This is a genomic window from Corallococcus sp. AB049A (assembly GCF_003668885.1).
Classification (GTDB): domain Bacteria; phylum Myxococcota; class Myxococcia; order Myxococcales; family Myxococcaceae; genus Corallococcus; species Corallococcus interemptor.
Window position 1 is genome coordinate 1 of record NZ_RAWL01000255.1, and the last position, 12,545, is coordinate 12,545.

13 protein-coding genes are annotated in these 12,545 nt (G+C 70.8%); 6 read left to right on the forward strand and 7 right to left on the reverse strand.

From position 1 onward, the window contains the following. On the reverse strand, positions 1–387 hold a 387-nt coding region (locus tag D7X55_RS24860; RefSeq protein ID WP_233610043.1), incomplete at its 3' end, for a DUF6068 family protein. 179 nt (positions 388–566) lie between these two features. On the opposite strand from D7X55_RS24860, the gene D7X55_RS24865 reads away from it, so the two are divergent. Genes D7X55_RS24865 through D7X55_RS24875 form a run of 3 tightly spaced genes read left to right on the forward strand, consistent with a single transcriptional unit; the run spans position 567 to position 3,638 of the window. Then, positions 567–1,193: a DUF433 domain-containing protein gene (locus D7X55_RS24865; RefSeq protein WP_158616171.1), complete on the forward strand. Its 627-nt coding sequence runs from the start codon at positions 567–569 to the stop codon at positions 1,191–1,193. 12 nt (positions 1,194–1,205) lie between these two features. After that, positions 1,206–1,580, forward strand: a complete 375-nt coding sequence (locus tag D7X55_RS24870) for a DUF5615 family PIN-like protein (protein ID WP_147442672.1) — start codon at positions 1,206–1,208, stop codon at positions 1,578–1,580. Positions 1,581–1,616: 36 nt separating this feature from the next. Continuing rightward, positions 1,617–3,638 carry a hypothetical protein gene (locus tag D7X55_RS24875; RefSeq protein WP_121724386.1) on the forward strand — a complete coding sequence of 674 codons (2,022 nt, stop codon included), beginning with the start codon at positions 1,617–1,619 and terminating at the stop codon, positions 3,636–3,638. Here the strand turns inward: D7X55_RS24875 and D7X55_RS24880 are convergent, their stop codons facing one another. The 3 genes from D7X55_RS24880 to D7X55_RS24890 form a co-directional block, all read right to left on the reverse strand. Next, the gene (locus D7X55_RS24880; RefSeq protein ID WP_121724387.1) at positions 3,639–5,318 is read right to left on the reverse strand and encodes an amidohydrolase; all 1,680 of its coding nucleotides are present in this window, start codon (positions 5,316–5,318) and stop codon (positions 3,639–3,641) included. Positions 5,319–5,451: 133 nt separating this feature from the next. Next, positions 5,452–6,180: a hypothetical protein gene (locus D7X55_RS24885; protein WP_121724388.1), complete on the reverse strand. Its 729-nt coding sequence runs from the start codon at positions 6,178–6,180 to the stop codon at positions 5,452–5,454. A 33-nt stretch (positions 6,181–6,213) separates the two neighbouring features. Beyond that, positions 6,214–7,095, reverse strand: a complete 882-nt coding sequence (locus tag D7X55_RS24890; protein WP_120547317.1) for an AraC family transcriptional regulator — start codon at positions 7,093–7,095, stop codon at positions 6,214–6,216. 48 nt (positions 7,096–7,143) lie between these two features. On the opposite strand from D7X55_RS24890, the gene D7X55_RS24895 reads away from it, so the two are divergent. After that, positions 7,144–7,800 (forward strand): HAD family hydrolase, encoded by a 657-nt coding sequence (locus D7X55_RS24895; protein ID WP_370450168.1) that lies wholly within the window; start codon positions 7,144–7,146, stop codon positions 7,798–7,800. Positions 7,801–7,803: 3 nt separating this feature from the next. Here the strand turns inward: D7X55_RS24895 and D7X55_RS24900 are convergent, their stop codons facing one another. Both D7X55_RS24900 and D7X55_RS24905 read right to left on the reverse strand, forming a co-directional pair. Next, a complete protein-coding gene (locus D7X55_RS24900) occupies positions 7,804–9,210 on the reverse strand; it encodes an NAD(P)/FAD-dependent oxidoreductase (protein ID WP_120552174.1) in 1,407 nt (468 codons plus the stop codon). 99 nt (positions 9,211–9,309) lie between these two features. After that, on the reverse strand, positions 9,310–10,083 hold the full coding sequence (locus D7X55_RS24905; RefSeq protein WP_121724389.1) for a rhomboid family intramembrane serine protease: 774 nt from the start codon (positions 10,081–10,083) through the stop codon (positions 9,310–9,312). Between the two features lie 216 nt (positions 10,084–10,299). Here D7X55_RS24905 and D7X55_RS24910 point away from each other — a divergent pair, with 216 nt between their 5' ends. Next, positions 10,300–10,821, forward strand: a complete 522-nt coding sequence (locus D7X55_RS24910; RefSeq protein WP_120552172.1) for a hypothetical protein — start codon at positions 10,300–10,302, stop codon at positions 10,819–10,821. Between the two features lie 25 nt (positions 10,822–10,846). On the opposite strand, the gene rnz is transcribed toward D7X55_RS24910, so the two are convergent. Beyond that, on the reverse strand, positions 10,847–11,770 hold the full coding sequence (rnz, locus tag D7X55_RS24915; RefSeq protein WP_121724390.1) for a ribonuclease Z: 924 nt from the start codon (positions 11,768–11,770) through the stop codon (positions 10,847–10,849). Between the two features lie 130 nt (positions 11,771–11,900). Here rnz and D7X55_RS24920 point away from each other — a divergent pair. Next, the coding region (locus tag D7X55_RS24920) for a DUF2293 domain-containing protein (protein WP_121724391.1) at positions 11,901–12,545 on the forward strand (645 nt) is incomplete at its 3' end.

Here is a 12,545-nt window from a genome sequence, read left to right on the forward strand (position 1 = left end):
GCGCGGGTGGGGCAGCGGCCTGCCCTGATCATCCGTGAAGGTGACGGTGAGCCAGGCCCACGGCGCCTGGACGGCGACGACCTCCAGCGAGACATGACCGGCCACGCCCACGCCGGAGTCCGCGCCGGGGCGGCCCCGGTGGGCGGAGAAGGCGTACTCCACGCGGTCGCCCACGCGAGCGCGCTGCCACGGCGAGGGCGTGGCGTCCGTGCTGGGGGCTCCGGCGTCCGGCACGGAGGCTTCAATGGGGACGGAGGCGTCGGGCGGTTCGGTGGCGGTGGTGCCGTCCGCGGGGGAGACGGCGCGGGGCTTCATGCTTTCGCAGCCGGTGCCCAAGAGGAGCGCGGAGCACAGCAGGAGGGGAGCGCGGAAGAGGGGGCGTCGCATGGGGCCGCTAGATACACGGAGCGCCGAGCGGATCCGCGTGCACGGTGGGACCGCGGGTGGAGGGAGCGTGTCCTTCTCGACAGGGCCTGACCGAAGGCCCGGCAGCTCGGTCTCTTGGAAGGGCCGGGCTTGATTGACACTGGCGAACGCTATGTCAATATTATCACCAGGAGATGGTGATGATTTCTGGCGCGCATCTGGAACTGCGTCCGTGGCGCAGGTTGAGCGTCGAGGAGCTCGCGACGCTCGCGGAGGTGCCGAGCCGGCGTGTCTGGCAGGAACTGGAGGAAGGAATCCTGCCCGGCCGTGCGAAAGGCCGGACCCGCCACAGCTTCGGGCCACGGGACGTCTTCTACTTCCGCCTCGTGCGGCACCTGGAGAAGGCGCTGACGCTGACCCAGAGCGTGCGTCGTGAGCTCCACGAAGCGATCTACCGGGTCCATGAGCATCCCTCGTCTTGGTTGAAGACCGACAAGGGTTGGGAGCTCACACCCGTCCAGGCGAGCTTCGACGCCCGGCAGCCCTTCGCCGAGTCGGTGAAGAAGGTACGCCTGTTCGTTCACGGCAAGCGGCGCATCGAGTCACGTCCGGACATCCTGGGCGGTGAGCCTGTCTTCAAGGGCACGCGCATCGCGGTCCGGCACGTGGGAGACCTGCTGTTGAAGGGCGTTCCGCGAGCCGAGGTCCGGGAGGACTTTCCCCGGCTGGATGACGAAGACCTCACCTTCGCGGCGCTCTTTGCTCAGCTTCCCCGGCCACCGGGACGCCCACGCAAAGCACTCGTGTCCCGTCGGCAGGGCGCCTAGTCTGCCTTTTCGATGAAGTTGCTGGTCGATGAAAACCTTTCTCCCAAGCTGGTGGTGCGTCTCCATGCCAGGGGCCTGGAAGCCGCGCACATCGTCCACCTGGGAAAGGCCGGCCTGACGGATCCGGAACTCTGGCGTCTGGCATTCGAGCGCAGCGAGGTGGTGGTCACCACGAACGTGGGAGACTTCATCGTGCTCGCACGGGATTGCGAGCTCCACGCGGGCATCATCGCCTTCCGCGTGGCTGGTCTCAGTGCCGAGGAGCAATGGCAGCACCTGGAGCCTGTCGTGGATCACGTCCTCGAACGTCAGCTCGACCTGACCAACAAGCTGGTCGAGGTCTGGGCCGTCGGTGACTTCGACGTGAGCGACCTTCCATCGCCTTGAGTAAGGTAGGCCCTCTCACTTCCGGAGCCAAAGCGCATGCCTTCGCCCCTGTCCATCCGCCGTGTCGTCCTCTACAAGCACGGCGTCGGCTACTTCGAGCGCCGGGGGAAGGTGACCGGCAGCGAGACCGCGCACCTGGACTTCAAGGCGCGCGACATGAACGACGTGCTCAAGTCCATGACCGTGCTGGACTTGAACGGCGGCTCCGTGTCCGCCGTGAGCTACGACTCCACCAAGCCCCTGGAACAGCTCCTCTCCGAAGCCACCATCCGCATCCCTGAACACGGCAGCCTCACCGCGCTGCTCGGCCAGGTGAAGGGCGCCCGCGTCCGTGCCCGCGTCGGCGGCGCTCAGGTCGAAGGCGCCATCGTCGGCCTGGAGTCCCTCCCCGTCGTCCAGGGCGAGGCCAGCGTCGTGCGCCCCTTCCTCACGCTGCTCGTCGGCGCGTCGCTGCGCACCTTCGACGTGCTGGAGCTGGGCGAGCTGGAGTTCCTCGACGAGGCCGTGCGCAAGGACCTGGAGTTCTACCTGGCCACCGTCATGTCCTCGTACAAGAAGGACTCCAAGCGGCTGTCCATCCTCACCGCGGGAGAGGGCTCGCGCGAGCTGTACGTCAGCTACGTGCTGGAATCCCCCGTGTGGAAGACCAGCTACCGCATCCTCCTGGACGAGGGAAAGCCGCCCCTCCTCCAGGGCTGGGCCATGGTGGACAACACCGGTGACGAGGACTGGGTGGACGTGGAGCTGTCCCTCATCGCCGGCCTGCCCGTGTCCTTCGTCCACGACCTCTACAACCCCCGCTACCTGCGCCGCCCCATCGTGGAGGTGCGCTCGGAGACCGGCGTCGCGCCCGTCATCCCCCAGGAGGCCCACGAGAGCTTCGCCGAGCCCCTGATGGAGACGGACGACGAGGGCTCCTTCGGCTCCGCCGACATGGCGCCCTCCGCCAGCGTCATGCCCGCCATGGCCGCGCCCGCGCCCGCCCCCCGCATGCGCGCCAAGGGCGGCCCCATGATTGGCGGCAGCGGACGCGGCATGCGCGAGACGCTGGAGCAGAGCACCGCCGTGACGACGCTGACCAAGGAGGTCGGCGACCTCTTCGAGTACGGCGTGGACCGCCCCGTCACCGTGCACCGCAACCAGAGCGCGCTCGTGCCCATCCTGCAGCGCCCCTTCGAGGGCCGCCGCGTGCTGCTCTACAACCGCGCCACCCGTGAGAAGAACCCGATGGCCTGCATCGAGTTCAAGAACACCACCGGCCTCACGCTGGAGGGCGGCCCCGTCACCATCACCGAGGAAGAGACCTACGTCGGTGAGGCGATGCTCGACACCCTCAAGCCCGACGACACGCGCTTCGTCCCCTACGCCGTCGAGCTGTCCTGCGTCGTGTCCGTGGAGGAGGACCAGGAGGAGGGCCCGGTGTTCCGCGCGCGCCTCAACCGGGGCACCCTGGTGGTGGAGTTCTTCCACCAGCGCCGCACGAAAATCCTCGCGCGCAACAAGGCCAAGCGCCCCCAGGTGCTCTTCGTGGAGCACCCGCGCACCGGCTGGGAGCTGAAGGACACGGCCGCCCCGGCGGAGACCACGGACGGCTTCTGGCGCTTCAAGCGCGAGCTGGCCCCGGGCACCTCCGACACGCTCGTCATCACCGAGCGCACCCGGGGCCACCGCCAGTACTACCTGGGCAACCTGGGGCTGGAGGAGGTGACGTTCTTCCTCGACTCGCGCTTCATCGACCCGCGCGTCGCCCAGGCCCTGCGCGACGTGGTGGCCATGCGCGAGAAGCAGTCGAGCGTCACCCGCGAACTCCAGCGCCTCAACGAGGAGCGCGCCCAGCTCTTCAAGGACCAGGAGCGGATCCGCTCCAACATCGACTCGCTCAAGAGCGGCGCGTCCCAGCGTGAGCTGGTGGAGCGCTTCGTCACCAAGCTCAACGCGCAGGAGGACCGGCTGGAGAGCATCGGCCGGGAGCTGGAGCGACTCGAAGAGGAGCGCACCCGCCTTCAGGCGGAGACGAACCAGCGCATCGAGTCGCTCTCCTACGAAGCGGACCTGTAGCTACTTCGCGTTCGCGCGGAACACCTCGCGGCCCGCGACCACCGTCAGCCGGACCTGCCCGGTGAGCAGGTCCGCCGGGGGCGCGTCCACCGGGTCCACCGACAGCGCCACGAAGTCCGCGTCCATGCCGGGCTTCAGCTGGCCACGCTGCGCTTCCGAGAAGGACGCGTACGCCGCGCCCACCGTGAAGCCCTCCAGCGCCTCCTGGCCGCTCAGGCGCTGATCCGGCTGCCACCCGCCCGGAGGCTGGCCGCTCGGGTCCTGCCGCGTGCGCGCCGCGTACAGCCCCGCGAGCACGTCCGGCCGCTCCACCGGGAAGTCGCTGCCCAGCGCCAGCACGGCGCCCGCGGCCTTCAGCTTCTGCCACGCATAGGCGCCCTGGATGCGCTCCGGGCCCACGCGCTTCTCCGCCCAGGGCATGTCGCTGGTGGCGTGCGTGGGCTGCACGCTCGCGACGAAGCCGTTCGAGCCCAGCCGGGTGATGTCCTCGGCCGTCATGATCTGCGCGTGCTCCACGCGGGGGCGCGCGTCCTTCTTCCCCGTGGCCGCCAATTCACGCAGCACCGTGTCCAGCACCAGCGTGTTGGCGCGGTCTCCAATCGCATGCGTCGCCACCTGGAAGCCCCTGCCCACGAAGGCGTGCACGCGCGAGGCGTACTCCTCCGGGGACAGCAGCAGCAGGCCGCGGTGGCCGGGCTCGTCGCTGTAGGCCGCGCCCAGCGCCGCGCCCCGGCTGCCCAGCGCGCCGTCCAGGAGGAGCTTCACCGCGCGCATCGTCAGGAGCTTCCCCTGGAAGGGGCCGTCCTTGAGGTACTGCACGTGCTCGTCCGTCTGGCCATCCGCCATGGCGTAGACGCGCAGGGGCAGGGTGCCCGCCTTGTCCCAGGCCTGGAGCAGGCGGAAGGTCCGCAGGTCCATGCCGGCGTCGTGCACGCCGGTGAGCCCCACGCGCGCGCAGTGCTCCAGCGCGGCGTGCATGCGCGCCTCGTGCTGCTCACGCGTGGGCGGGGGCAGCACCTTCATGACCAGGTCCATGGCGTTGTCGATGAGCACGCCGCTGGGGTCACCCTCCGGCAGGCGCACGATGGTGCCGCCCGCCGGGTCCTTCGTGTCGCGGGTGATGTTCGCGCGCTTGAGCGCCGCGCCGTTGAGCCACAGCGCGTGCCCGTCGATGCGCCACATCGCCACGGGCGTGTCCTTCAGGTGCTCGCCCATGTCGAAGAGGGTGGGGAAGCGCTGCGTGTCCCAGTCGTTCTGGTCCCAGCCCTGACCCACCAGCCAGTCGCCCTGGTACGCGGTGGCCGGCGCCTTCTCCAGCCGCTGGCGCACCTCCTCAAGCGACGTGGTGCCCTCCAGCCGCACGCTCGCGAGCGCCTGGCCCAGCCCGGCCAGGTGCCCGTGCGCGTCCGTGAGGCCCGGGACCACCGTCGCGTCGCCCAGCTCCACCACGCGCGCGGTGGTCCCCGCTGCGGCGAGCGCCTCCTCGCGCGTGCCCACGGCCAGCACCTTGCCGTCCTTCACGGCCAGGGCCTGGACCTCTGGCTTCGCCGCATCCAGCGTGCGGATGCGTTTGGCCACGTACACCGTGGGCGCGTTCGCGACCGCCTGCTCCGCGGTCGTTCCCTCCGGCACCCGCCGCGAACAGCCCGCGCCCGCCGACAGCACCAGCGCTCCCAGCATCCAACCGAGACGTCCTCGCATCATCCGCGCACCCGCCGTGATGGTTCGCCCGGGCAGGTCCTCCCGGGGCTTCGCGCGCGGCACTCTGACGCACGCCTCGCGCGACGGCCAGTCTTGTGAGCCTGTCTGGCGACTACCGCCCCACGCGCAGCGTGTATGTGTAGTCCACCGGCACGCCGAAGGGCGCCAGGGCCTGCACGCGCACCACGTGCTCCCCCGGGCTCAGCTGGAGCATCAGCCACCAGCCGTCCGTCACGCCGCGCTGCTCGCCTCCAATGAGGCACGGGTCCGGAATCCTCCCCACGAGGCTGGGGTCCGCGTCGAAGGTGAACAGGCCGCTGGTGTGGCGGTGGCGGCGGGTGTCCACGCGCTTTCCATCCACGGTGACCACCAGGTCCTGCGTGCCGTCGTTGAAGTCGAGCGCGCCCTGGCGCAGGAAGTCCTCCAGCGTCTGGCCCGGCGCCGGTTCGAAGGACGGGTCGGGGCACGGATAGTCATTGATGATGACCCACAGCGGCACCAGCACGGGCCGGTTGCGCGGCACACGGCAGGTGCGCTGGTACGTGGTGTCCAGGTCGTACGTGGGCACGAAGAAGACCGGGCCGTCCTGGTCCTGGCCGCAGTCCTGCTCCAGCCGCAGCATGGGGCTGCGGTCCGCCGGCACGCGGAAGTGCCACCGGTACCACTCCTTCGCCCACGCGGAGATGGGACGTCCGTGCACGCGGGCTCCCGGCGGCAGCACCACCGCGCCCAGCGCCTGCTCGGAAGCCCCTGGCTCCGCGGGCACTTCGTCTGGCATTGCCTCCGGCGCGCAAGCCGTGAGCACCGATACAGCCGATACAAGAATGATGTGTTTCAGCATGTGTGGACCCCTCGTTGAGAAGAGGGCTCCAACCTACGGACGCACGGGCGCGCGGGATTGTACGTGCTTGCGCGGCCCATGCCCGGCGTGCGCGGCGGCCCGGTACTCGCCGGGCGTCACGCCCAGGGTGCGCCCGAAGTGCTTGATGAGGTGGCTCTGGTCCGTGAAGCCGGCCGCGAGCGCCACCTCCGCCATGGGCAGCGGCCCCGCCAGCAGCTCCTGCGCGAGCCGCAGCCGCAGCGCCCGCTGGAACACCTGCGGCGTCTGTCCGAACTGACGGTGGAACGCGCGCACCAGGTGCCACGGGCTGAGCCCCGCGACGCGCGCGAGCATCTCCAGCGACAGGTTGCGCGTGGGGTGCGCCTCCAGCAGCTCGCGCGCCCGCTTCACGCCCCGCTCGCACGCGGTGGCCCGGCGCCGGTACAGCAGCCCCGCGTGCCTGCGCAGCAGCGCGACCAGCAATCCCAGCAGCCGCTCCTCGCGCTCCAGCAGGGACACGCCTCCGTCCTTCAGCGCGTCGAAGGTGACGGTGAAGCGCTCCATCAGCGCCGCGTCCTGGAGCATGGGGGACGCGAAGCCGGGCAGGGTGCCCGCGGGCGCTCCTGTCTCCTCCGCCGCGCGGATGAGCAGCGCGGGCGGGACGTAGAGGATGCGGTAGGCCCACCCGATGGTGGAGTCGGCGGCGCGGCCCTCGTGCATCTCACCCGTCGACACGGCGAGGAGGCTGCCCACCGAGGCCAACACCCGCTGCCCCTGGAGGTGCATCGACTGCGCGCCCGCGTCATAGGCAACCAGGGAGAAGACGTCATGCGAGTGTTTCGGAAAGGTCCACTGCGTGTAGGACGCCCGGTGGAGCTCCAGACCGGGCACCTCCGGAGCTACCCAGAAGCCGTCCTCTTGCTTCGTGCGTCGCATCTCCACCCCCCGGGTGGAAGCATAGGGACACGCGGCCCCGGAGGGCGTATGGAACAGCGCGTGAGCACCGTCACCCCTCGCGGCATCTGTTTCGACCTGGACGGCACGCTGGTGGACTCGCTGCCGGACATCATCGACAGCTTCCTCCACGGCTTCACGCACCACGGCCTGCCCGCGCCCTCTATCGCGGAGGTGCGCGCGCTCATCGGCCAGCCGCTGGAGGCCATGTACACGCGCTTCGCTCCGGAGCACGCCGCCTCGCTCTGCGTGGCCTACCGCGAGCACTACCCGCTCAACTTCCACCGGCGCTCCCGGCCCTTCCCCGGCGTGGAGCGCGTGCTGCGCACGCTGCGCGAGCGGGGCTACCTGCTCGCCGTCGCCACCACCAAGCGCGGCGACATGGCCCGGCGCTTCGTGGACGCGATGGGGCTGGGCGGCCTGCTGCACCACGTGCAGGGCACGGACGGCTTCCCGCACAAGCCCGCGCCGGACGTCATCCACCACGCCCTGAAGGCGCTGGGCACCGGCGGCCTGTGGATGGTGGGCGACACCACGCTGGACCTGCGCGCGGGCCGGGCCGCGGGCCTCAAGACCTACGCCGTCACCTGGGGCACGCACGCCCAGGAGGAGCTGGCCACCGCCTCACCGGACGAGCTCCAGCCGGACCTGGAGCGGCTGCTGCACCACCTGCCGCCGCTCGTCTGAGCTTCAGTGCTGCGTGCGCGGCTGGAGCGCCTGCACCTGGCGCACCTGCTGACGGCTGTTGAGCGGCAGCGACGGCAGCGTGAGCTGATCCAGCTCACGCGGGCCGATGAACTGCACCACGTCCTTGCGGAAGAGCAGGTCCAGCGTCCAGCCCATGGCCACGCGCACCTTCGTCTCCAGCCTCGGCAGCTTGAACAGGTAGACGGTGCGCCAGAGCACCCACGCGAAGGTGCCGGAGAACTTCAGCCCCAGGATGCGCGCCACGCCCGAGCGCTGGCCAATGGCGGCCAGCTGTCCCAGCATCTTGTAGCGGAACGCCTTGCCCGGCTGACCCTTCAGCGCCGCGCACACGTTGCGCGCCACCGTCAGGCCCTGGCGCAGCGCGTGCTGCGCGGTGGGCGGGCAGGGCTTGCCTCCGTTGGTGAGGTCCGGGACCGACGCGCAGTCGCCCAGCGCCCACACACCCGGGAAGCCGGGCACCTCCATGCGCTCGTTCACCTTGAGCCGCCCGCGCTCCTTCTCGCACGGCAGCGTGGACAGCAGGGACGGCGGCGTGACGCCCGCGGTCCACACCACCGTCTTGGTGGGCACCACCGTGCCGTCCGGCAGCTCCACGCCGGCCTCCGTCACGTCCTTCACGTGCACGCCGGTGCGCACCTCGATGCCGTGCTCGATGAGCTTCTTTCGCGTGTACGCGCCCAGGTCCTCGCCCAGCTCCGGCAGCACCTCCTGGCCGCCGTGCACCAGCATCACGCGCACGTTGGAGTGCTGGATGTTGGGATAGAAGGGCAGGGCGCCGTGGATGAAGTCGTTGATGGCGCCCGCCGTCTCCACGCCCGCGAAGCCGCCGCCCACCACCACGAAGGTGACGATGGCGTTGCGCGCGCCCGTCGTCACGCAGTCCGCGTCCGCCTCCTCCAGCCGGTCCACCAGGCAGTTGCGCAGCAGCATCGCGTCGCCCAGCGTCTTCATGGTCAGCGTGTAGTCGCGCGGGCCCGGCTTGCCGAAGAAGTTCGTCTCCGACCCCATGGCCAGCACCACGTAGTCGTACTCCAGCGTGTGGCTGTGGCCGTCCAGCCCGCCGTGCGCCACGGTGACCCGCTTCGATTCCAAATCCAGCCCGCTGACGTCACCCTCCACGAACGTCAGGCGCGGCAGCAGCTTGCGCAGCGAGATGACGATGGCGGTCGCGTTCAGGTCGCTCGCCGCCACCTCATGCAGCATGGGCGTGAAGAGGAAGAAGTTGTCGCGGCTGACGAGCGTCACCTCCACGTCGTCCCGCTTCCCCAGCTGCCGCTCCAGGTGCAGCGCCGCGTACATCCCCGCGAAGCCGCCCCCCAGGATGAGCACCCGCTTGCGCGGCGGCGCCGCCTGCACGCACACCCCTTTCGACTTCTCGTCCGCCCCCATGCCCGCCTCCTCAAGGCGCGAAGAACACCCACGTCAATGTCGGGGCGCCCTGTCGCGTCCGCATCCCAGGCCGGCGGAGGCCTGTCCGCCTGCCCGGCCCTAGGGGTGGTTCGGGTGCATGCGGTGCCGCCACGTCGTGCGCTGGGACGTGTAGCGGGGGTTTTCGAAGAGCTTGATCAACACCATCCCCGCCACGAACCCGCCGATGTGCGCCCAGACGGCCACGCCGCCGGACACCTCCGGCCGCAGCGTCATCAGCTGCGGCAGGCCGGTGATGACCTGGAGCACGAACCACCACAGCAGCACGGCCCACGCGGGGATGGGGATGACGCGGATGAGGATGACGATGATGAACAGCATGTTCACCCGCACGCGCGGGTAGAGCACCAGGTACGCGCCCAGCACGCCCGCGATGGCGCCGGACGCGCCCACCGTGGGCACCGGCGACGTGGGGTCCACCGCCACGTGCGCGGCCGCCGCCACCAGCCCGCACAGCAGGTAGAACACGAGGAAGCGCAGGCGCCCCATGCTGTCCTCGATGTTGTTGCCGAAGACCCAGAAGAACAGCACGTTGCCCAGCAGGTGCCCCCAGCTGCCGTGCAGGAACATGGACGTGAGCGGCGTGAGGCGGTTGATGGACTCGTCATCCACCACGCACGCCAGCCCATCCCCCAGCGGCACCGCCAGCCCCAGCGGCGCGCGGCCCGTCAGCTCCCCGGGCACCAGGCCCAGCTCGCAGATGCTGGTGGCCAGCGCCACCACGTTGAACCCCGCCCCCTGGAAGAACACCCAGGTCAGCCCCAGGGCCGCGAGCAGGAGGTACGTCATCACCGGGGTGCGCAGGGTCGGGTTGTCGTCGCTGATGGGAATCATGTCCGCCCGCCAGCATGGCCCCGGCGCCGGCCCTCCGGACGGCTTCGTGGGGACGGATGTGAGGCGCCGGACGCATCACCGGAAGGCACGGGGGCTCTAGCCAAATGAAGGTTGCCCTTTGGGGGTGACCCGCTCCCGGAAGGGCCCGGACTTGGCATCCAGGCCCGCGCCGGGCGAAATTCCGCAGCCGTCTTCCTTCGCATGGAGTCCGGAGCAATGAATCCGTCCAAGTCGTCCCGCGCCTCGGCGCTGCTCGTGGTGTCCGTCCTCGCCCTCGCCTTCAGCGGCTGTGCCGCGCGCCGCCAGCAGGCGTACCTGGAGGACAAGGCGATGGGGCACGTCTACCGCAAGCCCATCGCGGAGGTGTGGCCAGAGGCCCTCGCCCTGCTCAAGGAGAAGGGCTTCTCCGTGACCAAGGGCCAGGGCGGCTTCGAGACCACCACCGAGTGGCTGATGACCAGCGCCCCCTCGTCCCTGGGCACGTCCTACGCGCGCTACCTGGTGCGCGGCTTCGAGCGCGGGCCCGGCCAGTGCGCGGTGGAGTTCCGCCGCCAGGACCGCTCCGAGTCCCGCGCCGCGGATGACACCGGCGGCCGCGGCAGGGACATGGGCGAGAGCGCGGTCGGCGCAGGCGGCTCCCAGATGCGCCGCGACTCCGAGCTGGAGTGGGAGCTGCTCCAGAAGGTGGACCCGGACGCCGCCACCGCCCTCAAGGCCGAGGCGAAGAAGGCCGAGTAGCCCGCCGCCGCGCGCGACTCCCACGTCAGTCGCGCAGCGGCAGCTCCACGGTGAGGCCGTCGTGAGCCACCTCCACCGGCCCCTTGAAGGCCTCGCGCGCCTGCGTGAGCAACCGTCCGGGGTCGGTGTCGTGGCGGCTGGACAGGTGGGTGAGGATGAGCCGCTTCGCCCCCGCCTCCCTCGCCACCTGGCCCGCCTCCCGCGCGGTGGAGTGCCGCGTCTCCACGGCGCGCGCCTGCTCGTCGTCGGAGAAGGTGGACTCGTGCACCAGCAGGTCCGCGTCCCTCGCCGCCTGCACCAGCGCGGGGCAGGGCCGCGTGTCGCCGGAAATCACCAGCCGGCGCCCGGACCGGGACTCGCCCAGCACGTCCTCCGGCTTCACCACGCGCCCGTCCGGCAGCGTGACGGCCTCGCCCTTCTGCAGCTTCCCGAAGGACGGCCCCTCCGGCACGCCCAGCTCCCGCGCCTTCTCCAGGTGGAATCTCCCCGGGCGCCCGTCCTCCGCCAGCACGTAGCCCAGCGCGTGGATGCGGTGGTCCACGCCCACCGCCTGCACGGTGTAGCCATTGCGGCGCACCGCGTCCCCGTCCTTCAGCTCGTGGATTTCGACCGGGAAGGCCAGCGACTCCAGCCCCAGGTGCACGGCCTGGTGCAGGAGCCTGCGCGCCGGGGGCGGCCCGTACAGGTGCATGGGCGCGGTGCGGCCCATCATCCCCAGCGTGCGCAGGAAGCCGATGATTCCCAGGTAGTGGTCGGCGTGGAAGTGCGTGAAGAACGCCGCGTCCACGGTGAAGCCCGTGCCGAAGCGCACCATCTGCCGCTGGCTGCCCTCGCCACAGTCGAAGAGGAGCAGATCCGCGTCCGCCTTCACCGCCAGGCCGGACAGGCCCCGATGCAGGGTGGGCTGCGCGGCGGAGGTGCCGAGGAAGGTGAGCCTCAATAGGGACATGCCGGCGCTTCCCACGTCGAGAGTGGCCTCCTCGCACGCGTGGAGTCAGTCCTCACGCGCGCGTTCCCGGGGGCATTTACCAGGGTGTGAAGGGGCGTGCTATGCAGCCGGCCCTTTCGGACCCGCCCCCATGCCTGATTCCCTGACGGTCGGCCCCACGGCCGACCCCCGCCGAGTGAAAGCCCAGGACGGCCGCCTGCTCGCCGTCCCTGAGGGCTGGGCCCTGCTCCCCCCCGGCGACGCCGGCCTCACCCGCCGCGTGAAGGCCGCCGGCCCCACCTGGACCGTCGTGGAGAAGGTGGGCCGCAAGCTCTTCTCCCGGGGCGTGTGGGCGCCGGAGGCCCACATCGTCCACGCCAAGGCCGCCCTGGAAGAGGAGCGCGCCACCCCCGCCTACGCGAAGAAGCTGGCCCAGGGCCGCGAGCGCCGCGCCAGGGAGCAGGCCGAATACGAGGTCGACTTCGCCAACGCCGTCCTGCGCTTCCTCGCCTTCAGCCCCGCGTGGCTCCCCCACGCCAAGCGCCTGGCCGTGATGGTGGCGGGCCACGCCACCCCCGTGGGCAGCGGCACCGTGGCCCGCACGGAGCGCATCCCCATCGAAAGGCGCGCGGAAGCGGCCGTCATCGCCTGGATGCGCCACCAGACCACCGGCTACGACGACATGCGCATCGCCCGGGTGAAGGGCGCCCGCCGCGAGGTGCGCCGCGAGCTGGCGGAGGTGTCCCGCGCCATCCTGGATTTGCACCGCCGGGACGCCCCCCACGCCCCGCCCGGG

What these genes read in the sequence shown, in the direction of transcription:
- D7X55_RS24865 (WP_158616171.1), top strand. Translation starts at nt 567, where the DNA reads ATGATTTCTGGCGCGCATCTGGAACTGCGTCCGTGGCGCAGGTTGAGC.
- D7X55_RS24870 (WP_147442672.1), top strand. Translation starts at nt 1,206, where the DNA reads ATGAAGTTGCTGGTCGATGAAAACCTTTCTCCCAAGCTGGTGGTGCGT.
- D7X55_RS24875 (WP_121724386.1), top strand. Translation starts at nt 1,617, where the DNA reads ATGCCTTCGCCCCTGTCCATCCGCCGTGTCGTCCTCTACAAGCACGGC.
- D7X55_RS24880 (WP_121724387.1), bottom strand. Translation starts at nt 5,318, where the DNA reads ATGCTGGGAGCGCTGGTGCTGTCGGCGGGCGCGGGCTGTTCGCGGCGG.
- D7X55_RS24885 (WP_121724388.1), bottom strand. Translation starts at nt 6,180, where the DNA reads ATGCTGAAACACATCATTCTTGTATCGGCTGTATCGGTGCTCACGGCT.
- D7X55_RS24890 (WP_120547317.1), bottom strand. Translation starts at nt 7,095, where the DNA reads ATGCGACGCACGAAGCAAGAGGACGGCTTCTGGGTAGCTCCGGAGGTG.
- D7X55_RS24895 (WP_370450168.1), top strand. Translation starts at nt 7,144, where the DNA reads ATGGAACAGCGCGTGAGCACCGTCACCCCTCGCGGCATCTGTTTCGAC.
- D7X55_RS24900 (WP_120552174.1), bottom strand. Translation starts at nt 9,210, where the DNA reads ATGGGGGCGGACGAGAAGTCGAAAGGGGTGTGCGTGCAGGCGGCGCCG.
- D7X55_RS24905 (WP_121724389.1), bottom strand. Translation starts at nt 10,083, where the DNA reads ATGATTCCCATCAGCGACGACAACCCGACCCTGCGCACCCCGGTGATG.
- D7X55_RS24910 (WP_120552172.1), top strand. Translation starts at nt 10,300, where the DNA reads ATGAATCCGTCCAAGTCGTCCCGCGCCTCGGCGCTGCTCGTGGTGTCC.
- rnz (WP_121724390.1), bottom strand. Translation starts at nt 11,770, where the DNA reads ATGTCCCTATTGAGGCTCACCTTCCTCGGCACCTCCGCCGCGCAGCCC.